Annotated in this window: 17 protein-coding genes; 10 read left to right on the top strand and 7 right to left on the bottom strand. The window is 56.0% G+C overall.

Annotated features, from left to right (window positions below; translation table 11 throughout):
• Positions 1 to 310: 310 nt before the first annotated feature.
• The 6 genes from JOD50_RS02950 to JOD50_RS02925 are packed head-to-tail and all read right to left on the bottom strand — an operon-like array spanning position 311 to position 9,595.
• Entirely contained in the window at positions 311 to 2,953 is a 2,643-nt protein-coding gene (locus JOD50_RS02950) for a DEAD/DEAH box helicase (protein WP_204880341.1), read from the bottom strand.
• Complete coding sequence (locus JOD50_RS02945; RefSeq protein WP_062613102.1) at positions 2,946 to 3,866, bottom strand: HamA C-terminal domain-containing protein; 921 nt, start codon at positions 3,864 to 3,866, stop codon at positions 2,946 to 2,948. Before JOD50_RS02945 ends, JOD50_RS02950 begins: the two co-directional genes overlap by 8 nt.
• Positions 3,867 to 3,897: 31 nt before the next feature.
• Positions 3,898 to 6,540, bottom strand: coding sequence for a DEAD/DEAH box helicase family protein (locus JOD50_RS02940; RefSeq protein WP_102216789.1), 2,643 nt, complete (start codon positions 6,538 to 6,540; stop codon positions 3,898 to 3,900).
• A 12-nt stretch (positions 6,541 to 6,552) separates the two neighbouring features.
• Positions 6,553 to 8,511: a site-specific DNA-methyltransferase gene (locus JOD50_RS02935; protein ID WP_071129488.1), complete on the bottom strand. Its 1,959-nt coding sequence runs from the start codon at positions 8,509 to 8,511 to the stop codon at positions 6,553 to 6,555.
• Complete coding sequence (locus JOD50_RS02930) at positions 8,511 to 8,741, bottom strand: helix-turn-helix domain-containing protein (protein WP_058237393.1); 231 nt, start codon at positions 8,739 to 8,741, stop codon at positions 8,511 to 8,513. Before JOD50_RS02930 ends, JOD50_RS02935 begins: the two co-directional genes overlap by 1 nt.
• A complete protein-coding gene (locus JOD50_RS02925; protein WP_204880340.1) occupies positions 8,738 to 9,595 on the bottom strand; it encodes an NBR1-Ig-like domain-containing protein in 858 nt (285 codons plus the stop codon). The genes JOD50_RS02930 and JOD50_RS02925 overlap by 4 nt, the downstream gene beginning before the upstream one ends.
• A 235-nt stretch (positions 9,596 to 9,830) precedes the next feature.
• Between JOD50_RS02925 and JOD50_RS02920 the strand changes: the two genes are divergently transcribed.
• The 7 genes from JOD50_RS02920 to JOD50_RS02890 all read left to right on the top strand — a co-directional run bounded on the left by JOD50_RS02920 (position 9,831) and on the right by JOD50_RS02890 (position 15,408).
• The gene (locus tag JOD50_RS02920; protein WP_204880339.1) at positions 9,831 to 9,974 is read left to right on the top strand and encodes a hypothetical protein; all 144 of its coding nucleotides are present in this window, start codon (positions 9,831 to 9,833) and stop codon (positions 9,972 to 9,974) included.
• A gap of 351 nt (positions 9,975 to 10,325) precedes the next feature.
• Positions 10,326 to 11,015: a sigma factor-like helix-turn-helix DNA-binding protein gene (locus JOD50_RS02915; RefSeq protein ID WP_204880338.1), complete on the top strand. Its 690-nt coding sequence runs from the start codon at positions 10,326 to 10,328 to the stop codon at positions 11,013 to 11,015.
• 5 nt (positions 11,016 to 11,020) lie between these two features.
• On the top strand, positions 11,021 to 11,257 hold the full coding sequence (locus JOD50_RS02910) for a hypothetical protein (RefSeq protein WP_024330645.1): 237 nt from the start codon (positions 11,021 to 11,023) through the stop codon (positions 11,255 to 11,257).
• Positions 11,254 to 11,667 carry a hypothetical protein gene (locus tag JOD50_RS02905; RefSeq protein ID WP_024330644.1) on the top strand — a complete coding sequence of 138 codons (414 nt, stop codon included), beginning with the start codon at positions 11,254 to 11,256 and terminating at the stop codon, positions 11,665 to 11,667. The genes JOD50_RS02910 and JOD50_RS02905 overlap by 4 nt, the downstream gene beginning before the upstream one ends.
• The gene (locus JOD50_RS02900; protein ID WP_204880337.1) at positions 11,654 to 12,790 is read left to right on the top strand and encodes a DUF2800 domain-containing protein; all 1,137 of its coding nucleotides are present in this window, start codon (positions 11,654 to 11,656) and stop codon (positions 12,788 to 12,790) included. Before JOD50_RS02905 ends, JOD50_RS02900 begins: the two co-directional genes overlap by 14 nt.
• Positions 12,791 to 12,811: 21 nt before the next feature.
• Entirely contained in the window at positions 12,812 to 13,363 is a 552-nt protein-coding gene (locus JOD50_RS02895) for a DUF2815 family protein (RefSeq protein ID WP_024330642.1), read from the top strand.
• A gap of 77 nt (positions 13,364 to 13,440) precedes the next feature.
• Positions 13,441 to 15,408: a DNA polymerase gene (locus tag JOD50_RS02890; RefSeq protein WP_204880336.1), complete on the top strand. Its 1,968-nt coding sequence runs from the start codon at positions 13,441 to 13,443 to the stop codon at positions 15,406 to 15,408.
• Here the strand turns inward: JOD50_RS02890 and JOD50_RS02885 are convergent.
• Entirely contained in the window at positions 15,405 to 16,349 is a 945-nt protein-coding gene (locus JOD50_RS02885; protein ID WP_036324253.1) for an Abi family protein, read from the bottom strand. The genes JOD50_RS02890 and JOD50_RS02885 overlap by 4 nt on opposite strands.
• Before the next feature lie 481 nt (positions 16,350 to 16,830).
• Here JOD50_RS02885 and JOD50_RS02880 point away from each other — a divergent pair, with 481 nt between their 5' ends.
• From JOD50_RS02880 to JOD50_RS02870, 3 genes are read left to right on the top strand one after another with little or no spacing between them, the layout of a single operon-like run.
• Positions 16,831 to 17,595, top strand: coding sequence for a phage antirepressor (locus JOD50_RS02880; protein ID WP_004010830.1), 765 nt, complete (start codon positions 16,831 to 16,833; stop codon positions 17,593 to 17,595).
• Positions 17,592 to 18,029: a DUF7768 domain-containing protein gene (locus JOD50_RS02875; protein WP_004010829.1), complete on the top strand. Its 438-nt coding sequence runs from the start codon at positions 17,592 to 17,594 to the stop codon at positions 18,027 to 18,029. Before JOD50_RS02880 ends, JOD50_RS02875 begins: the two co-directional genes overlap by 4 nt.
• Positions 18,026 to 20,287, top strand: coding sequence for a phage/plasmid primase, P4 family (locus JOD50_RS02870; protein ID WP_204880335.1), 2,262 nt, complete (start codon positions 18,026 to 18,028; stop codon positions 20,285 to 20,287). The genes JOD50_RS02875 and JOD50_RS02870 overlap by 4 nt, the downstream gene beginning before the upstream one ends.
• Positions 20,288 to 20,373: the final 86 nt, after the last annotated feature.

The following is a 20,373-nucleotide window of genomic DNA, read 5'->3' as shown; positions in this document are numbered from 1 at the left end:
CGTTGCCTGAAGGGGTGTGGAGTGAAGCGTGCGGGTCTCTCTGACCCATCCAGCGGCGGGCTAGACTAACGCAAGGCCGGCTTCGATAAGCCGGCACTGAAGAGATACTTAGACGTCGAAAATGATAAAAGCCGCTTGAGCCCTTGAACCCCTTTTGAACAGGGGTTTTGCTGTTTCTGGGGCTGCTCGCTACTTCGCTGGAGGTTTGGCGATCCGACGGTCGTCGCTGTAACGCCCACTGGGGTGGCGTCCGTTTGAAGCCAAGGGGATCTGGGCGAGTGCTTGCGTTAGCGGGTACCTAGTGCGGGGGCTAGAACATAAAATCTGGCATCGAGAAGGCTTCTGGCACGTTGTATCTGATTTCGTTGGCTTCTTTGCGGACGTTGATGTTCGAGCTTTCGAGAAGAATCGGGTTCAGGTGGGGCTTTCCTTCGTGAAGGAAGATTGCATTGGAAACGTTGGTTCGAATGTAGGTGGCGCTCTCGCGGGTGAATCCCAGCCGTTGGAGAAGGATGGTTTTCTGTTTCGTCGTGCCGTACTCGACGTATTCGTACCAGTCGTTGTCGAACTGCTCTACTCCGTGGACCTTCTTGTATTCGTTGGAGAATTTGAGGAAGTAGTTCGACAGGCTGAAGAGGATGACGTCTTCAAGAACTTTCAGGATTTCACTGATGACGATGTTGCGGTGCTGGAGCGTGTTCTCGTAACGGATCTCTCCTTGCCCTTTGATGTAGAGCGTTCCTTGTTGCAGGCGGTACTGGAGGGCACGGTTCATGATCGAACGGAGTCCGTGACCTTCCATCCATTGTGTGAGTAATACGGTGTACCAGCGCAGCATCGTGAGTTGGTTGCTGTACTTATCTGTTTTTCCGAGTGTTTCGGGGTCGTAGACGCGCCATTTGAAGATTGAGGCGAGCCTTTGGAGAAACGCGAGAGTTTCGTCGTAGTTGAACTTCCCGTCTGGAGAGATGCGCGGGTATTTGAGTCCGGCTCGGACAGCTTGAGTTAAGGATTCTGCTTGGTCGACAGATACGTTGATGTCGTCGTCTTGTTGCCCTTCTCTTTGCGCGAAGGATTCGCGGATTTGGCTGATGGTTTGGTCGTCGAGGTAGTCGGAGAATTCTTCACGCACCAGGCTTTGACGTCCTGTGGTGATGTCGCGTAAGAGCATGAGTCCGAATTTGCGCTTCATGTTGTAGCGCTCGTAGCTTTCATCTCCCTTGGCGAACTCAATCTGTCCTTCTTGAAGATCAGCAACGACTCCTTGCTTCATTTTCTTGCTGATAATTTGTGAGTCGGTTTGCACGGATAGCTTCTGTGCAGGAACGTTCGCTTGCAGGAGTTCCTTTGCCTTTTGCTCGGATGCAAGTTGGTTGCCCACGATGATGAATACGTTGCCGTAGAGGTTGAACTCGATACGCCCGACTCGGCCGATCAGGTTCTTGAAGTCGACTGTTGTCATTCCTGCTCTGCCGATTTTGTTGGTTGTGATGACGAGGTTGTCGGCGGGAAGGTTGACTCCTTCGAGGAGCGTGCTGGTGCAGAATAGTGTCGAGATTTTGCCTTCGCGGAACAGGCCTTCGATGCGTTCGCGGATCGCTGGCGGGAGGTAGCCGATGTGGTAGCTGACGCCTCTACGGATGAGATCGCTGAGGTAGTAGTCCTCGTGGACGTCGCGTTCGATGTCTTTTGCGAGAGCGTCCAAGTCTTTATCGTTGAGGTCTGCCAAACCCTGGGCATAGTCACGTGCCGCTTGCACTGCGTGATGTCGGGCAGAATGAAACACGATGGTTTGCCCACGGTGATCTGAACCTCGTGATGATTCACTAACAAATCGGGTTATGCCCTGTACGGTAGCGTCCTGAGCTTGAAGTGAGGCTAGGTGCGTGAATTCTTGGGTGTGGTCGTTGTAACTGGAAATGGTGTTTTCGTGCAGGTTGACGAGGTATTTGAACTGTGCGACTGGCGAATACTGGGTTACGACCGCGTTGGTTTCATTTTCGTCAGAGTTTGGATCAACCAGCCTTAGGAATACCTCTGGGTTGGGAATGTTGGGTGAAGCGAAGACGAAGTGTGGTGGCTTGTGGCGGTGTTGAAGGATTGTCACGGTTTGGTAGTAGAACGGGGCGCGGCTGTTCTTGCCTGAGAGTTTGTGTGATTCGTCGAAAAAGACGTACTCGAATTCGATCGCAGGTTTGCCGATCAGAAGGTAAAGCAGGCGTTCTGGGGTGAGTACGAAGATGAAGTTGTGATCGCCTTCGAGCACGATGTCACCTGCAGCACTGACGATTCGGTAGTTGTGTCGTTCTAGGTCTTCGCCAAGGTCAGCGATCAGTTTCGAGCGCGTCTCGTTGATCAGCGCTTTTGACGGCACGATGATCGCAAAGTTGGCCTTCACCCCGGATTTGATCTGGTTGGTGATGAAGGTGCGCATGATGAAGGACTTGCCCAAGGATGTTGGGGCTGAGAAGGAAAACTTGCCGTCGTTCAGGCGGTCGTAGATTTTCTTTTGCGGCGCGAAGAACTTCATCGACCTATCACCGGGTACGGTGAGGTATTCGGCTTGGTAGGCGTTGAATGCGGCGTCGAGGATGCCTGCATCGGAAGTCACGCCCAGCTGCTTCAGGCCTGGGTAGTTGCCTAGCGTGGTGAAGATTGCAGGAACGTATGCTTTCGTGCGGGGATCATTCGGATACAGGATGTGGCAGAGGAGCGCGATTTCTTGCGCCCATACCCTATGCTGGTCACGGTTGGTGGGGTGGGTTGATTTCGAGAGCAGGTCAGCGAACCGCAGCGCTGCTTCAAGATCCACGTCGTATGGTTGACGATTCGCCAGCCCTAATCGATGTAAGCCGTAGTTGTGGAGCAGGTTGGCGTACAGCTGTTTGAGGAATTCGTTGGAGTCGATGTCGGCAAATACGAGATCGCCGACTGTTACTTGCTTGTCAGACATGGCTACCACCTTGCCCGCCCACGAGCCCATCCATGATTGCGACCGCGTCAACGTCTACTTCATTGAGGGGCAAAACGTAAATGTAGAACGAGTAGTTATCTAGGTTTCGGGTGTTGATCTCGTTGGCGATCATTTGGGCGTGCGCGGCGATATCTCCCTGCATTTTCTGATCGAGCGCAGACCGATACTGCTGATTGCCATAGTTTTTCGGATCTAGACCAATGTCGTAACCCAGAAACATCGAATAAGCGGTATCGAACCCGGGTGCCCCACCCGGCTTCGGGATCAACAGATCCTTCACGTAGCCTGCGGTCGCTGCGTCGAGGGTCTTGGTGAACACGGTATTCTCAGCGAGCTGAACCTCGTCTGAGCGGTTCTGCTCGATGTCTACGACGCGGTCGAATGCTGCAGTGATGGCATCCCCAATGTTGCCGACCACGCTGGAGGTTCCAAACACGATACTGCTGGTGGTTCGCTGACCGTCTGGTGTGAGCAGGTGGATGGCGTCGCAGCGGCTGTGGATCTGGCCTCGGGCCTGGTTGAGCTCGATCTTGCTCAGCACTTTGGGTGCTTCGAGAATTTGTTCGAGCAGGACGTAGAGCAAGATTTCGCCCAGCCCCATGCCGTCTTGTTGTGAACGCATCCGGCTCACAGCGTCGAGAGCGACTTCTTCGAGATCGTCTCGCTGCTTATAGCCTTCGTATTCGGCGCGCGAGAAGACGTAGCGTCCAACGTTTCGTTTGAGGAACTTGACGAGGGCTGTGTGGTCGAAGCGGTTGTTTTGGACAGACAGATGGAACAGGCGTAACTGTTCGTCGTTTCGAAGACCTAACGTGTTCGAATGCGCCACCTCGGTGAACGTGGACGCAAACGTGTCACCGCGCAGCGTTGATGTGATTGTCGCCTGTGCCATCTCGTATTCTCCCAAAAGGTGTCCTTCCCGCCTACAGCTTTTCGAGGATACGCACGAGCTCCGACAAAGTAACCGCCCCGTCCGGTGGAGTGACGCCATCTTCGAAGACCATGTAGTAGCGATAGCCATTGCCAGACATGTTCGCCCACGCCCGCCCGAGCCTAATCTTGCGGTTAGAATCGTCGTTCTTCAAATGCTCACCCTTGGTCTCGACAACCACGATGGTGCCGCTAGCGGTCATCACGACAAAATCTGGGTAGTGGTTGAACGGACCATTGAGACAAAAGCCCTTGCGTTCAATGACACGGTGCCACCAGCGAACGTTGTCCATTCCAGAGAAGCGACCAGCGAGTTCGAGCTCAAAGCCATTCATCTTGTCTTCGGCCCCATACAGGGAGCCGCCAATCAGGGAGGAAGCATGAATGGGCTGGATCGCTTTCGGGAACGCATAGAGTTGTTGAACATCAACGCGTCGGGTCTCGATGTCCTCATAGAACCGCTTGACCTTGTGCGCTTCCAAAAGACCGTCAATTTTCTGTTTGACCTTGCTTGCTACCGCATGCGGGTGCTCTTGATAGGTCAGCAGCTGCTCGGTGCCGAAGGCCTCAACCGTCCGCACGATGTATGCCCGCAGGTCAGAGTCAGTGATCGAATTGATCGGTTTGATCCGTTGGTAGATCGCTTCAGCCGTGTTACGTTTTTGTCCTTCGATGCTCAGTTTCGAGAAGTGTTCGCGCATGAATTTCTGGTCGGTACTCGACATCCGGAAGGCTTTAGGAACCTCTGAGTCTTTTCGCACGTCAATCTTGTACATCTGCTCATCGGCCGTCGACAAGTCGATATCGATGTCTTTCGTAGCCAAGTCGAAGTCACCGGCTAGCGCCTCGTGCTTGAGCTCGTTGTATCCCTCATGAGCGGTCGGGAACAATGCTGATCCAGGCTCTTGGATGACGAATTGGGGAAGGCGAAGGGTTTCGATCTCGTCAGCGAATTCGGGGTTCACGAAGCTCGTGTCCACAGCATCCTCCAAATCCGAAGGCACGAAGCCCTCACCCATCTGGGCGGCTTCTTCGGCCTCCTGCTCATAGTCCGCACCCTGCTGAGCCGCCTGCTCGATCATCGAAGCAACCGTCAGATCCGGCGAAGGCTCTGGTGAACTAGCGGATTCTTCTCGCGCATCTAAATCCGCTGCAACCTGTTCTTCATCGAACTCCAGAAACTCTTCAACGTCCATACCTTCCACTGAGTCTGACGACGTAGGGGCAGGTTTGCTGGACTGGTTCGCACCAGTGAAGTCGAAAGCTACTTGATCGGCTGTACGGAAGTCGCGCTTGGAGAATCCGGCACTGTTGAGCCCTGCAACGATCTGTTTGAGCGTGACGCCGAAATCGTTCGAGGAGGTCAACACGTAACTCATGTTTAACAACGTATTCGGCTGCTTCTTCGCGTGGGGTTGGCGCAGAACACGGCCAAGGATCTGTTCAACATCAACCTGGCTGGTTTTGTTCGCCAACGACGCCAGAATGTAGGCGAAGGGGCAGTCCCAACCTTCCTTCAACGCGTTCACGGTGATGATGAACCTGATCGGACACTCCTCGCTGAGCAGATCCACGCCCTTGAGCTCGTTTACGTCGGCGGTCTTGATCGCGATCTGCTCTGCAGGAATACCAGCCTTAACCAGCTTGTCACGCAGCCGCTCAAACGAAGTCGCATCCTCGCTCGTCTTCGGCTGAGCCTGGAACAACACGATCGGGCGAATATAAGCGCCACCATTCTCATACTGCTGTGTAGCGGCGACCTCTAGAGAACGGCGAAGATCGATCGCATCCGTAACAACATCCTTTTGCGAGGACCGGTTATACGCAATGACCGGAAGTTTAACCATGCTCTCGTTCTTGAGCGAGAGCGCATCCACATACGAGATCACGTTCGCTTGCCGCTTCGGGGTCGCGGTCAAATCAAGAATGAACGCTGGGTTAAAATTCGTGAGCATCTCTTGGCTTAACGTGCTCGTCGCGTGATGCGACTCATCCACGATCACCACCGGATTCAACTGGTTAATCACCTGAAACAAAGCCGTCTCATCCGCGTTCTCGATCAGCTGCTCCGGGGCACCAAACGCAGTCGAGAACGACGCCAGATTCCCATTGGCCTGGTATGCCTTGCGCCCGTCCTTTGTCCGTGAGCGGAACGAGTCATACGAGAGCACCATCACCGACAACTGCTCAGCCACCGTCGACGGGCTGAAATTCTGCCCCGCCAGCAGCTCTTCCTTCGAATACACCTCAACCCGGCCACCAAAATCAGTATTCAACTTCTGCCGATACGGGTGCGAGGAATTCTTCAACGCCGCCAACGTCTGCGTCAAAATCGAATCCGACGGCACCAGCCACACCACAGCCTGTTTCCGCGTCGGCGGCAAAGCCTCAAAAATCGGCTTCACCGACGCACACGCCAAAAACGTCTTCCCACCACCAGTTGGGACCTTGTAACACACGTGCGGAACACCATCGATCACATTCTGGTAGCCCGGCATCTGCAGGGTGCCAACCTCAATCTGGCGAGACTCCCAAAACATCTTGAAAGCCTCGCTCAGAGTGGGCTGCTCGTTAAGCTGGGTGAGGTAATCCTCCAGATCGGCAATCACCCGGTTTTGATACTTCTTCAACTCCATGACCAACACTCCTTAGAGACGGGTGATATCCCGAGGGATCTTCTTGAACGTGATATTCAGCGAGCGCAGCTCCTCATCCGACAACAAACAGGTATCGGCATAAATCACATACGAACTAGCCGCACACTCGATCGGGATAGAAGCCAGATAGCCACGATCCAAACTCGTCACACGATCCGGCTCATACACGAAAAACAACGACGCATCCTCATGCCGACCCAGGAAATACGGATGGGCACTGGGCGGATTCGAAAACGGCTGCCCCGTTTCGGTGAACCACACATACTCACGGACCCGCTCAAGAGGAACATTGGGATTCAAATCGCCCTCAACAAGAAGCGGCGCGCCAAGCTCATAGAAGGAGAAGTCACCTCCCGTACCCGAAACGTCATGGTCGTGAGACTGTGTGGCGACAACTTGTAGATAGGAGCTACCCGATTTACCTGTCACTTTCGTGGTGATCTTCGGGCGGGAGACCTTGGTGTACTTGCCCTGAGCTTCCTGGTAGATTTTGTTTGCCTCGGCGAGCAGGCCGTCGGCTTTCTTCATCGCCGTCAACGTGAGCTTGTGCTCGTACAGCGTGATCGATTCTTCTGACTCGCCCTTGTAGCCAGTGATCGCGCGACGGACACGCTCAGCAGTCACCGAGTCGGCATAATCACCTAGCTCGACAAGGATAAATGAACGCTCGCCTTTATCGGACTTGTTGACGTTGAGCACTGCATGGCCCGTCGTACCAGACCCCGCAAATGAGTCGAGGACGATGTCCCCCGGTTTAGTTGCGATCTTCAAGATCCGTTCGATGAGCCGGGTTGGCTTCGGAGTATCAAACGCGACACGGCCGTCAAAGATCGCACGGATCTCCTTCTTCGCCTCATCCGTATGACCGGCAACCTCGTATGGCCAGAAGTTCGTCGGTAGCAGCCCACCCACACTATCGAGGTATGTCTTGCGACGGACGCCACCTTCGCCGCCTTTGGTGAAGTAGAAGCGAGGCCACTGGCCGCGTTCATACACTGCGCGCGCATCGGCTTGAGCTTCCTCCAACGGTTTCGCTAATACGAGACCCAAAACGCCGGGCTTCACTTCATCAGCAGGTACGCCACACACCCGTGCGCGCTTCGCAGCGTCATCGAGATCCTTCAACTCATAGGCAGTCCAACCAGAAAATATGCGGAACATCTCCGGTTGTTCATAACGCCAACAATTCCCAGTGCCCGGATAGATCATTGCTCCCGTAAATGGGTGTTGAATCGCGTAGACCATGCCCTGGTGTGTAGCTGCTCCCGGAGCGAATGCATCTGAGCTCGTCCAAGCAGTCCTATCGCCGTCAGGATTACTGTACTTATCATCCATTTCGGCTGTGCGTTCGAGCTTGTTGGGGTTCCAGTCGGGCTGTTTGGAGAACGCGAATAAGTGCTCAACCTCGGCAGGGATTCCTTTGGAATCGTTACGGGTCGAATAGGTGCGCTGCCACGAAATATCAGCCACGAAACAACGAGCCCCAAAGATCTCGTCACACATAGCCTTCAGGTGGGCAGCCTCATTGTCGTCGATCGAAATAAAAATAGCACCAGTCGGTGCAAGCAGCCGCTGCAGCAGGCGCAGGCGCGGGTACATCATGCACAACCACTTGTCATGGCGGGAGAGGTCTTCGCCTTCTTTGCCGACGACTTCACCGAGCCATTTCTTGATTCGTGGGTCGTTGACGGCGTCGTTGTAGATCCAGCCTTCGTTGCCTGTGTTATAGGGAGGATCGATGTAGATACAGTCGACTTTTCCTTCATAGCGAGGCAGGAGCGCTTTGAGGGCTTCGAGGTTGTCACCGTGAATAATCATGTTCTGGGAGCCGTTATCCTCCTGATGTTGCCCGTGCTCGTTGTAGGAGTATTGGCGGTCGAGGACGCGGTAGGGAACGTCGAGGTGGTGGGTGATCACCTTGTCTTTGCCGACCCAGTTCAGTTCTGGCATTAGCGTTCCTCCTTAGGCTCGTGAGGGTTGTTGGGATGTGGTTCTTCTGCGGCTTGACCGGTGCGGACCCATTCGTCGATTTCTGAGAGTTTGAACTTCCAGACCCTGCCGACTTTATAGGCAGGGAGATTATGGGTTGTTATCCATTTCGTGATGGTTTCCCGGCGCACCCCGAGGTGAGTTTGCGCTTCTTTCATGGTGACCCAGTTTTCTAATTCAGCTTCGCTCATCGTTCCTGCCTTATCGCGTGAAGATCCGGGTTAATAACTGTGGCATCGACATTGAAGGTCGTGCCTTCTTGTGGAAAGCAGTTCTCGCCATCCGCGTTATGCATTTCCCAGTGGCTTGAGGCAGCACCTTCATAGCCTTGCGCCCGAAACGTGCAAGAAATCTTGATGAACTTCGCTGTCGCCGGTGGGCTGTCAGGAATGCTGATTTGCGTGGTGCCGACGGGTCGTAGTCGCGGGTCTGTTGGATTCGTACAGATGAGTGTCCGGTTGGTCCAGTTGATGCTGCCCACGTTGCGCAATGTCCAGGTGTGAGTGAACTCGGTCCAAAATCCTGGCTTGTGTTTTTGCAGTGCGGGCGGTTCTGTCACGTCGACGCGATCTCCTTGATAGAGCGGCTGCGGCGCGGGGTTTATTTCTTCTGGTTCCTGGTCTTCAAGGCGAAGTCGGTAGCAGTGTTCGAGGACATCGCAATGGTCTGGGTCATGGATGATCGCATCAAACCAGTCAGTGAGTGCCCAAATGAATGCTTCTGGTTCGATAGTGAGGGTTGAGGGCAGTCCGGCATCTTTGCCGACTTCTTGGCAACGATCATCCAACGTGCGCTTCGTGCTTGGGAGGGGCCTCAGGTGGGCAAGAAGGAAATCATGCAACGATTTCTTGCTCACCTGTGTAGGAAATGACTCGTATTGCGGTTCGGAGATCGGTTTTGCCCCGGTAAAGATCTTGCGTGCGTACTCGTCGTCTAACCGCTCTGCACTGCCAGCGTGTTGGAATACGGCTTGGACGAATTTTGCCTGGTTAGTGATGGGACTCTTCCGCTTGTAAACAGCGCGACAAAACTCGGGCAAACCCATATGCGTCACGCTCCTCTATGCCGAGTCCCAAAACTAGTCCCAGAAGTCCCAGTTTTTGCTTCCCTCAACGATCTGAAGTCCCAAAACCACAGCGTTTGATGAGTATGTGAGCAAAACACGAGCCGACGAGACGAACAACTGTCATCTCATTATCGCACGCCGACTCGCGCTAACGCTCATGAACACGCACCAACTGGTGGTGGGTGCCCTGATCGTGGCGAAGGAGGTGAAACACATGGGAAGGAACCGTAAGCAGACGTCTGCGAAGGTGGTGTCCAAGGCGTCGAAGATTCTGACCGATGGCCGTTATGGCAAGGACTCGAAGTCTGTTGCCGCGTCAGCGTTGGCGCAGACCAAGCCATCTAAGCGCAGCAAGTAGCCGTACACAGCCCACTCGGTTTCGACACAGTTCGGGCCGGGTGGGTGGAGGCGGTAGTGCTGGTGGCCACCGGTACTGACGTTCTCCAAGCCTGAGCGTGATTGTTCGGGAGCTCATCTGGCGGATGAGCAAGCCCTATGGCGGGTGCAGGCCGTGGGGTTAGACAAACAAATCACTAGTGAGACCTGCTCTGGGAGCGCTCGGCGGGTCACCGCACCCAACCCTTCTTCACTGAGGGGCGGGTGGGGTGGCTCGCCTTTGTCGTCTTCCAAGTAGTTCTCACCAGTGATCTGAGCCAAACAGATCAGGTCTCCAAATCACCGGGATTCCCGGAGAAATGGAGATCCTTCGATGAAGGTCACCTTCAAGCACGAAGCAGATAACAACAAGAACGAGTCCATCACTGACACTTTCGACATTGACCCTGGCGAGTTCGCTCTCATGATCGCAACCGACCGCCAGCAACGCGCCGCCGCTACTGGTGTTCCGCTCGACCAGGTTAAGCCCTGCACACCGCAGAAGATTCTGGACGAGTTGTGGAACGCAGAAGAAGCGGCCACGCATCAGGCGGTTCGCGCCGATCGCGGCAAGGGTAAGAAGAAATGTACGTGTGGGGCTGGGTGCGGTCCTCGACGTGGATGCCGCGTCCCGAATAACAAGCCGTTTTCGTATGAGCAGATGCTCGAGATCGATCTTGACCCTGCTTCACCGGGTATCAGCGCTGAAGACCAGGTCATCGAACGCGAGGACAGTGTCGAGCGTGCCTGTGATCTCGAGGTGATGCGTGACGTCATCGCTGGTTTGGATTCGCAGCATCGTGAGGTGATGACGCGTCTGCTTGCAACCGACAAGCTCAATCAGGCGCAGGTGGCGCGCGATATGGGGTTGACCCGTGCTCGGGTATCGCAGCTGGTGGCAGAGGTAAAACCGCTGATCCGGCAGGCGGTTGAGGAGGCCCGATTTAACACTTCGAGCGGTGTCGGCAGTGGGGTGAAGGGAGAAGCCAACCGGGCTGCTCCCGCAAATGAGGAAGAAAGGTAAGCCCGATGGCTCGACATAGTCTCAAGCTTCATATTGCCCGGCATATCCCTGACAACCCCGGAATCGTCGCCACCAAGAATGTGACGCTGCGTGAACGGCTCATGCGCCTACTGCTTGGTACCCCACGCAAAGTCATGATTCTCGTTCCCGGTGACTCGGTCAAGCAGATCGACATCACCGAAAACACCGATGACGACCTCATGGCCCTGGCCGATGCTCTCAAGGCGGGTGAATCCAAATGATGATGCCGGAAATTAACGCCTTCATTCGTGATGGAAACCAGACGATGCGATCGCTCGCCGATTTGCTTGCGCGGGCTCAGCAGATCGTTGAGGAGAGCTTCGAAGACCACGCAGGAATGCCTGGTGAACGCCCGGAGCTTGCCCTGCAGATCAAGGAACCCTTCGAAACCATCCCAGCCACGCACGCCCAGCCAGAACTACTTGCGGACGAGCCAGAGGTTGAACCTGAACCGACGGTGACGTTGGAAGAAGTACGTGCTTTTCTTTCCGAGCTCTCAGCGCAAGGTCACACGGCAAAGGTTCGTGAGCTGATCGTCGAGGCTGGTGCGGACAAGCTCTCAGCGGTGGATCCGGCGAAGTTCGGCTGGCTGCTGGATCGAGCGAAGGAGATTGCTGATGGCACCGTCTGATCACGCACTCCTCTCAGCTTCTGGTGCTTACAGGTGGCTCAACTGCACACCCTCAGCGTGCCTCGAATCCGATGAGCCAGAATCCACGTCTGCGGCTGCCGAGCAAGGCACCGCCGCCCATGCACTGGCTGAGCACAAGCTCCGTCGCGCTTTGAAGCAGCGCTCGAAGCGGCCAGTCTCAACTTGGGTTGATGACGAGATGGAAATCCTCACGGACGACTATGTGGCGTTCGTCCAAGAACGCATCTCCATCGCCCAAGAATCCTGTGGTGATCCGCAGGTGCTGATCGAGCAACGCCTAGATTTCAGCCATGTGGTTCCGGGAGGTTTTGGCACCGGGGATTGCGTGATCATCGCCGAACCCACCTTGCAGATCATTGATCTCAAATACGGGCAAGGTGTGTTGGTTGAGGCTGAGCGTAATCCCCAGTTGATGCTCTACGCTCTCGGAGCCCTTCACACTTTCGGCGACCTGTACGACATCGAGCGCGTAGCGGTGACGATCTACCAACCGCGCCGGGGCAACGTCGACACCTGGGAAATCTCTGTTGCCGACCTCGAAGCGTGGGCTGAGGCAGAGGTGAAGCCGAAGGCTGAGCTGGCAGCGGCTGGCGAGGGCGAGTTTTGTCCGGGCTCGTGGTGTCAGTTCTGCAAGATTGCACCCACGTGTCGGGCGCGAGCGGAAGCCAACCTCGCCCTTGCAAAGCACGAGTTCGTCCCACCAGCAGAACTGTCCGACAGCGAGATTGCCGACGTGCTGGCCCGGATTCCACAGCTCAAAACCTGGGCGTCGGACGTGGAAGCCTACGCCCTTTCCAAGGCCGTCAACCAGGGCGTGGTCTTTGAGGGGTTCAAGCTCGTAGCCGGACGGTCGATACGCAAATACACCTCCGAAACCGATGTCGCTGCAGCGGCTGAGGCGGCTGGCTATAGGGACATCTATGACCGCAAGCTCATCACCCTCACAGCGATGGAACGCCTCATGGGTAAACCCGCCTTCAACGAGATCCTCAGCGACCTCGTGACCAAGCCTGCAGGAAAACCCACGTTGGTTCCTGCATCCGATAAGCGGCCAGCGCTTGACCTGGTGAGTGCTGCCACCGATTTTCAACCAAACAAGTAACTAGTAGAAAGAAGAATGATTATGTCAACGACTAACACAACTCGTATTGTGACCGGCGAAGTCCGGCTGTCCTACGCACACGTGTGGGAGCCGAACTCCATCCAGGGAGGCAAACCGAAGTACTCCGTCTCCCTAATTATCCCGAAGTCCGATACTGCCACGATTGCGGCGATCGAGAAGGCCGTGGATGTAGCCATCGAAGCAGGTATCGGGAAGTTTGGTGGCAAGCGCCCCAACAAGGCCGCCCTCAAGCTCCCGCTGCGCGATGGAGATATTGAGCGTGACGACGAAGCCTACAAGGGTGCCTACTTCCTCAACGCCAACTCCCTGACCGCTCCGCAGATCGTCGATCAGAGCGTCGCCCCGATCCTCGACCGCGCCGAAGTGTACTCGGGCTGCTACGCACGCGTATCCCTGTCCTTCTATGCGTTCAACACAAACGGCAACCGAGGCATCGCCTGCGCACTGGGCAATATCCAAAAGACCCGTGACGGCGAGAGCCTTGGCGGTGGACGAGTTTCCGCTGAGACCGACTTCGGTGTCTTCGCCGCTGATGACGATTTCCTGAACTAACCATCCCCACACGTGGAGGGAATCAGCACATCTTGTTGGTTCCCTCCACTTTTCCTCTATGTGAAAGGAACCTCGTCATGCGAACACTCTTCTGCGATATTGAATCTTTCAGTCCCGTCCAGCTCGCTAAGACGGGTCTTTACCCGTATGCCGAGCACCCAGACTTCGAGCTGCTCCTGTTCGGCTATTCGATTGACGGCGGTCCAGTCGAAATGGTGGATCTCGCCAACGGACAATCAATGCCCGACGAGGTGCTGGCGGCTTTAGTTGATCCATCCGTCGTGAAGTGGGCGCATAACGCCGCCTTCGAACGAGTCTGCCTGTCCGCTTGGCTACGAGCGCATCATCCAGAGCTTCTCGCTGATGGGTTTCTTGGCCCAAGGCAGTGGCGCTGCACCATGATCTGGTCGGCTTATCTCGGTCTGCCGATGAGCCTCGACGCAGTAGCCACCGTCCTCAAACTCGACGTCCAAAAAGACACAGTAGGCAAGAAGCTGATCAAGCAGTTCTGCACACCCGCCACACCCTCAGTTCTGAACGGCGGCAAACACAGGAATCCACCATCAGCTGACCCAACCGGGTGGGCACGGTTCATCGACTACAACCGGCGTGACGTCGAAGTCGAGCTCGCCATCCACGACAGACTGGCTTGTTTTCCGATGCCCGAGGCCGAATGGGACACCTACGCTCTTGACCAACGCATTAATGATGCCGGGATTCTTCTCGACCACACGCTCGTCGATAATGCCGTTGCCGTGGACGAGCACCACCGCAACGCGTCGCTTGCTCGGGCGCAGAAGCTCACGGGGTTGGACAATCCTAACTCGCCGATCCAGCTCAAACAATGGCTTGCCACCAGAGGTTGCGAACTCGAATCGCTAGCGAAAGCCGAGGTCGATGCCGCCCTCGATACCGCGACTGGCGCGGTGAAGGAAGTCCTCGAACTTCGCGGCGATCTGGCTAAATCTTCGGTGAAGAAATACCAGGCGATGCAAAACGTCGCAGGCAGTGACGGCCGGGCTCGTGGGCTCATCCAGTTCTACGGAGCAGGACGTACCGGGCGCTTCGCCGGACGCCTCGTCCAAGTCCAAAACCTGCCAAGGAATTACCTGCCTGATCTCGACCAAGCGCGCACGCTCGTCAGAACGGGCAACCTGGACGCACTTGAGCTGCTCTACGAGTCCGTGCCCGACACGCTCAGCCAACTCATCCGGACCGCCTTCATCCCTAGTACCGGCCACAGGTTTATTGTCGCGGACTTTTCTGCAATCGAGGCGCGCGTTATCGCATGGCTCGCAGGAGAAACCTCGACTCTTGAAGCGTTTCGTGAGGGGAAAGACCTCTACTGCGAGACCGCGTCGCGCATGTTCGGCGTCCCAGTCGAAAAGCACGGCGTTAATGGTGAGCTTCGTCAGAAGGGGAAGATTGCGGTGCTCGCCTGTGGTTATGGCGGCTCGGTCGGTGCTCTCAAAGCTATGGGAGCCCTCAATATGGGACTCGCTGAGCACGAACTCAAACCGATCGTGGACGCATGGCGGCAAGCTAACCCGCACATCGTTGGGCTCTGGGCGGACGTCGAAGAAGCAGCCATCGCTGCGATCTCGTCGCGCCAGCCGATCCGGCTACGCAACCTGCGCTTTAGCGTTGAGTCTGGGATTTTCTTCATCGAACTGCCCTCTGGTAGACGGCTTGCCTATGTGCAGCCGCGTCTGGGTGAGAACCGTTGGGGCGGCACCAGCGTCACCTACACCGGAACCACCACAGCCAGACGCTGGGGACAGTTAGAAACCTACGGTGGAAAACTCGTCGAGAACATCGTCCAGGCGATCGCTCGCGACCTTCTCGTCACTGGCATGCACGCAGTCGCCAAGGCGGGGCACCAGATTGTGATGCATGTTCACGACGAAATCGTCATCGACGAACCCGAAAATTCCGGCTTCACCGTGACTGATGCATGTGCTCTTATGTCGACGCTCCCAGCCTGGGCCGAAGGTTTGCCGTTGGACGCGGATGGGTATGAGTGCGCCTATTACCGTAAGGATTAGCTGTTGATTGTCCAGATGGGATCTTGTTTCCAGCTGGGGCTGGCACCTATGTGCGTTAGATCGACGCCAGGAATTTCGGTGGGGAAACTGTCTAGGACGTCGCTGATGGCCTGTATTTCAGCGGTGAAATTTCCTCGTCGCAAGAGGAATGCGGTGATCACCAGCGCGGTGTACATACGTCCTGAAGAATGTGTCACGGCCGATAGCGTTTGGTCGTTGCGGCGGTGTTTGACCAGTGGACGGATAACGAGTTGCCTATTCCATAGTCTGGCGTGGTGAGCGCATATGTTACGAATGTAATTCGCAGTGCGCATCCACGATTCCAACTCGTCGGCACGTGCCAAGTACTTGTCAGCAATGCGACGACGCTGTTCGAAGGGAGCCAACGAAAACAGGGTCACGAGTTGTCCGAACTCAAGAATCTCGGTAACCACCCACACCGGCAAACGACCGTCGTGGGTCTGGTTGTAATGCTTGACGAAATCTTCTGTAGAGCGCGACTGTGTTTGGGTGAGCTTCTGCGTAAAGAATGCTGCTCTGTGATTCATCGCCCCCGATGGCCAAATCCGTTCGAGGTCGAGGTGAATGAACGGATCGATCTCACCCAGCACGTGCCCCACGTCAACTCGCAGGCACACCTCCAGCTTGCATAGCGCCTGCCACACAGCCAAGCGTAGCCGCTCATCAAACTCGTACAGCTCTACCACATGCCCCATACGTGCACCGAGAACGAAATGGTCCAAACGCCGTTGCGGCGAATCAGATGGAGCGATCTGACGCAACGGGTAGGAGTATCCCGAAAGCCGGTAATAGCCGACAGTAGATAACTCGCGGCGGTAATCACCGGCATCCAATAGGCCACGACGAGTGAGAATATTAATCTGCTCATCGATACTGGCCCACGGTTTATCGACCACCAGCCCACCTGCTTCCAAAAACATGAAGACCGGCTCTGACCTGTCTCGGAAACCGATACAAGCGAGCCGGTACTAGTGGTAATCACTATACCGCGAAAACAGCGACAGAATCAAGAACTCGGCGAAGTATCACCATCAGAGAAGAAAGCTTATCCAAGACCGCTAAGAAACGAGAACCGACCCTGCGCTCCCACCGAGGCGGGCAGCGGAACCGGTCATGTTGTCTAAAAGACCACCGTGTCGGCACCGCTGTAGCAAGAGAATGATGGTTCTTCCACACAGAGCACTCGAGAAATTTATCTATGCCCCGGCGAGAATACCTGCCAGATTGCTCTAACAGATAGCGCTCCACCGGGGCTTCAACACCAATCGTGCCAGAACGAGAAGCGATTGAGTACCCGTGATTTAACACTTTCGGGCTCGTCGGCAGTGGGGTGAGGCCCTTAACTCCTTGTGTCGACCGGCACGATTTTTTCTCGACGGGGTCTCGGGAAGGAACCCCGCCATGGGAAACCAGATTCAAACATTCACCAACGACGTGTTCGGCACCATTCGCACCATCACCACTGATGGCCAGATCCTTTTCTGCGGCAAGGACGTCGCCACCGCGCTCGGCTACCAGGATCCGACGAACGCGGTGAAGCTACACTGCAAGGGGGTGGCAAATTACCACCCCCTTGAGACCGCTGGTGGAATCCAGCAGGTCCGCTTCATTACCGAGGGCAACCTGTACCGCCTCATCATCTCCTCAAAGCTCCCGGCAGCGCAGAAGTTCGAAGCCTGGGTGTTCGATGAGGTGTTGCCGACGATTCGCCGCCACGGCATGTACGCATACGACGAACTGCTCGCTGATGATGAGTTCCTCGAGCATGCCATCGCCACGCTGCGTGCTGAGCGGGCCAAGCGCCTGGCAGCAGAGCAAGCCTTACTTGAGGCGGCACCGAAAGTCTCGTACTACGACCTCGTGTTGCAGTCCGATTCGTTGTTGACGACGACCGCGATTGCGAAGGACTACGGACTTTCCGCGAAGAAACTCAACCGGATCCTGCGTGATGCTCACGTGCAGTTCCATCAGTCGGACCGGTGGTTCCTGTACGCGAAGTACGCCGAGCAGGGATACACCCAGTCCAAGACCCACGAATACGGCGAGGGGCAGACCCGCACCCACATGTACTGGACGCAAAAGGGGCGTCTGTTCATCTACGACCTGCTCAAGAACCAGCTCGGCATTCTGCCTGTCATCGAGCGTCAAGGTCAGGTGCAAGCATGACCGCCACGACACTCGATATTGGGTTTTCGAAGAAGAACACCGAAGGCTACCTGGACCTAACCAGCTACCACGCGCTCAAAAAGCTGCAGCGCGAACAATTCGGCTACCGGCCCTTGATTTATATCTGCTCGCCCTACTCAGGCGACGTGCAAGCGAACGTTGAGCTCGCCCGCCAATTCTGCTCCTTCGCAGTGAGCGCGGGCAAAATCCCATTCGCCCCACACCTGTTGTTCCCGCAGTTCATGGATGACGCAGACCCTGATCAGCGGGAGCTGGCGATGTTCTTCAACAGGGTGCTGCTCGCTAAATGCGAAGCCCTCTGGGCATACGTGGGACGCGTCAGCCTTGGTATGCGCTTAGAGATCGGGTGGGCGCGCGACCTCGAGTTGCCGATTAAGTTTTTCGATTCTGATTTCAAGGAGGTCACGCCATGACCACGCCCTTCACCCTCTATGCCGCGAATGTGAGCGGCGTGCAGAACAACAACCACTACCCGAACCAGCAAACCATCGCCGACGTGGCATCCCTGTCTGCAGTCGCGGGCTTCGATCACGTAGCCGCAACCTATGCGAATGATCGCCGCTCAACTGCAGCCTTCATAGCCTCGGACTGCGTGGTGATGGATATCGACAACGATCACACCGACACCGAGTCCGAGTGGGTCACGCCTGAGAAGCTTGGCGAGGTGATGGCGGGCGTGGAGTTCATGGCCGCCACGTCTCGTAATCACATGAAGGCGAAGGGTGTGTTGTCTGCGCGGCCGCGTTTCCACGTTTACTTCCCAATCCGAGAAGTACAAGGCGCAGACGAATACGCAGGATTGAAACACCGCCTCGCGTCGCGGTTTGCTTTCTTCGATCGCAACGCTCTTGACGCAGGACGCTTCATCTACGGCACCTCTAACCCACAAGTTACGGTGCGTGAGGGCGACCAGTTGCTCGATGCGTGGCTCGATAACGCTGATGAGCAGGACGTGTTCGCCGCATTTGATGCTTCCACTCTTGTGATTGGTGAAGGCTCGCGCAACGCTACGTTGTCGCGCTTCGCAGGCAGGGTCCTCATCCGCTACGGCGATACCGACCAAGCACGAGACCTCTTCAATCGCAAAGCCAACCTTTGCGAACCACCGCTCAACGAGGGAGAATTACAGACGATTTGGAATAGCGCGTGCAGGTTCGCTTCGAAGGTCGCTGCTGATCCAGGCTATCTGCCGCCAGAGGCGTATGAGGCGTTGGCGGGTTTGCGTCCGGATGATTTTTCCGATGTCGGTCAGGCAGACACATTAGCTGGCGAATACGCGAACAAGATCCGCTACTCACTGGCTACCAAGTGGCTTGTCTACGACCATGGCGTGTGGGATGAGAACGACTTATCTGCACAAGGCGTCGTTCAGGAATTGACCTCCCGCCAGCTCGAGGAAGCCGACCGCTTGATCGCGTCCACGTGGGAGACCATGACGGCAACCGGTGCAGATCTCGTGATGGCCTCCGCCTCGTCGAAAGCACGCGGCATCGCCAAGCTCACGCCTGTGCAAGCGACCGCGTTCCGGGCGTGGGATGAGGCAAAGAACTACCACAAGTTCGTTCTCTCCAGGCGTTTGTCACGCAACATCACGGCCACGTTGAAAGAAGCCGGGCCGATCTTGCAGGTACGTGTCCGTGACCTTGACGTCGACCCCTACCAGCTCAACACCCCGGCAGGTACCTGGGATCTACGCGACAGTAGTAGCCACGAGCACAATCCCGCCGATCTGCTGACTAAGCAGACCGCTGTCGGCCCCAGCGATGAGGGTGCACAGATCTGGGCCGACGCGCTCGACGTGTTCTTCCAAGGAGATCCTGAGTTGATTGGTTATGTGCAGCGCATTGTGGGGTTGGCGGCGATCGGGCAGGTTTTCGTAGAAGCGCTCGTCATCGCTTACGGGGACGGGCGAAACGGCAAATCCACGTTCTGGAACACCATCGCCCGCGTGTTGGGGACGTATTCGGGCACGATCTCAGCCGACGCGCTCACGGTCGGGGTGCGTCGCAACGTCAAACCCGAACTCGCCGAAGCCAGAGGCAAACGTCTCTTGATCGCGGCTGAAACCGAAGAAGGTATGCGCCTATCAACCTCGAACGTCAAACAGCTTGCTTCGACCGATCAGATCTCGGCAGAGAAAAAGTTCAAGGACCCCTTCGCCTTCACCCCCTCCCACACGCTGGTCTTGTACACGAACCATTTGCCGCGTGTGGGAGCTATGGATGCAGGCATCTGGCGGCGTCTGATCGTCATCCCGTTCAACGCCACCATCGAAGGCGACACGGATGTGAAGAACTATGCCGACCACCTCTACGAACACGCTGGCGGAGCAATCCTTTCCTGGATCATGGAGGGAGCGCGCCTCATTCACAGTGAGGGATACAAGCTCACTCCGCCGCCTCAGGTGGTTCAAGCCTCGCAAGCATATAAGGAGGATAACGACTGGTTCTCGCAGTTCCTTGAGGACTCGTGCGACGTCGAGGACGGATTATCGGAGAGGGCTGGTGACCTCTATCAGACGTATCGGGCGTGGGCGCAAAACACCTCAGGATGGGCGCGCCCGATGGTCGACTTCAACGCCGCATGCGAACAAGCAGGATTCGAGCGCAAGAAAACCAAGTCCGGTATCCGCGTCTACGGGCTGGCCCTGACCAGCGAATTCAACAGCTGAAAGTTATGAGGGTGCAGACCGGTGCAACCCGTTTTCCTACCTTACGCATGTGAAATTACATGGTGTTTTTCTCTATGTAAAAGGTT

The sequence above is a fragment of the Pseudoglutamicibacter cumminsii genome, assembly GCF_016907775.1.
In the GTDB taxonomy this organism is placed as follows: domain Bacteria; phylum Actinomycetota; class Actinomycetes; order Actinomycetales; family Micrococcaceae; genus Pseudoglutamicibacter; species Pseudoglutamicibacter cumminsii.
This window is presented reverse-complemented; position numbering and strand designations above follow the sequence as displayed.

What these genes read in the sequence shown, in the direction of transcription:
- JOD50_RS02925 (WP_204880340.1), bottom strand. Translation starts at nt 9,595, where the DNA reads ATGGGTTTGCCCGAGTTTTGTCGCGCTGTTTACAAGCGGAAGAGTCCC.
- JOD50_RS02935 (WP_071129488.1), bottom strand. Translation starts at nt 8,511, where the DNA reads ATGCCAGAACTGAACTGGGTCGGCAAAGACAAGGTGATCACCCACCAC.
- JOD50_RS02930 (WP_058237393.1), bottom strand. Translation starts at nt 8,741, where the DNA reads ATGAGCGAAGCTGAATTAGAAAACTGGGTCACCATGAAAGAAGCGCAA.
- JOD50_RS02915 (WP_204880338.1), top strand. Translation starts at nt 10,326, where the DNA reads ATGAAGGTCACCTTCAAGCACGAAGCAGATAACAACAAGAACGAGTCC.
- JOD50_RS02900 (WP_204880337.1), top strand. Translation starts at nt 11,654, where the DNA reads ATGGCACCGTCTGATCACGCACTCCTCTCAGCTTCTGGTGCTTACAGG.
- JOD50_RS02870 (WP_204880335.1), top strand. Translation starts at nt 18,026, where the DNA reads ATGACCACGCCCTTCACCCTCTATGCCGCGAATGTGAGCGGCGTGCAG.
- JOD50_RS02910 (WP_024330645.1), top strand. Translation starts at nt 11,021, where the DNA reads ATGGCTCGACATAGTCTCAAGCTTCATATTGCCCGGCATATCCCTGAC.
- JOD50_RS02950 (WP_204880341.1), bottom strand. Translation starts at nt 2,953, where the DNA reads ATGTCTGACAAGCAAGTAACAGTCGGCGATCTCGTATTTGCCGACATC.
- JOD50_RS02920 (WP_204880339.1), top strand. Translation starts at nt 9,831, where the DNA reads ATGGGAAGGAACCGTAAGCAGACGTCTGCGAAGGTGGTGTCCAAGGCG.
- JOD50_RS02875 (WP_004010829.1), top strand. Translation starts at nt 17,592, where the DNA reads ATGACCGCCACGACACTCGATATTGGGTTTTCGAAGAAGAACACCGAA.
- JOD50_RS02940 (WP_102216789.1), bottom strand. Translation starts at nt 6,540, where the DNA reads ATGGAGTTGAAGAAGTATCAAAACCGGGTGATTGCCGATCTGGAGGAT.
- JOD50_RS02885 (WP_036324253.1), bottom strand. Translation starts at nt 16,349, where the DNA reads ATGTTTTTGGAAGCAGGTGGGCTGGTGGTCGATAAACCGTGGGCCAGT.
- JOD50_RS02895 (WP_024330642.1), top strand. Translation starts at nt 12,812, where the DNA reads ATGTCAACGACTAACACAACTCGTATTGTGACCGGCGAAGTCCGGCTG.
- JOD50_RS02905 (WP_024330644.1), top strand. Translation starts at nt 11,254, where the DNA reads ATGATGATGCCGGAAATTAACGCCTTCATTCGTGATGGAAACCAGACG.
- JOD50_RS02890 (WP_204880336.1), top strand. Translation starts at nt 13,441, where the DNA reads ATGCGAACACTCTTCTGCGATATTGAATCTTTCAGTCCCGTCCAGCTC.
- JOD50_RS02880 (WP_004010830.1), top strand. Translation starts at nt 16,831, where the DNA reads ATGGGAAACCAGATTCAAACATTCACCAACGACGTGTTCGGCACCATT.
- JOD50_RS02945 (WP_062613102.1), bottom strand. Translation starts at nt 3,866, where the DNA reads ATGGCACAGGCGACAATCACATCAACGCTGCGCGGTGACACGTTTGCG.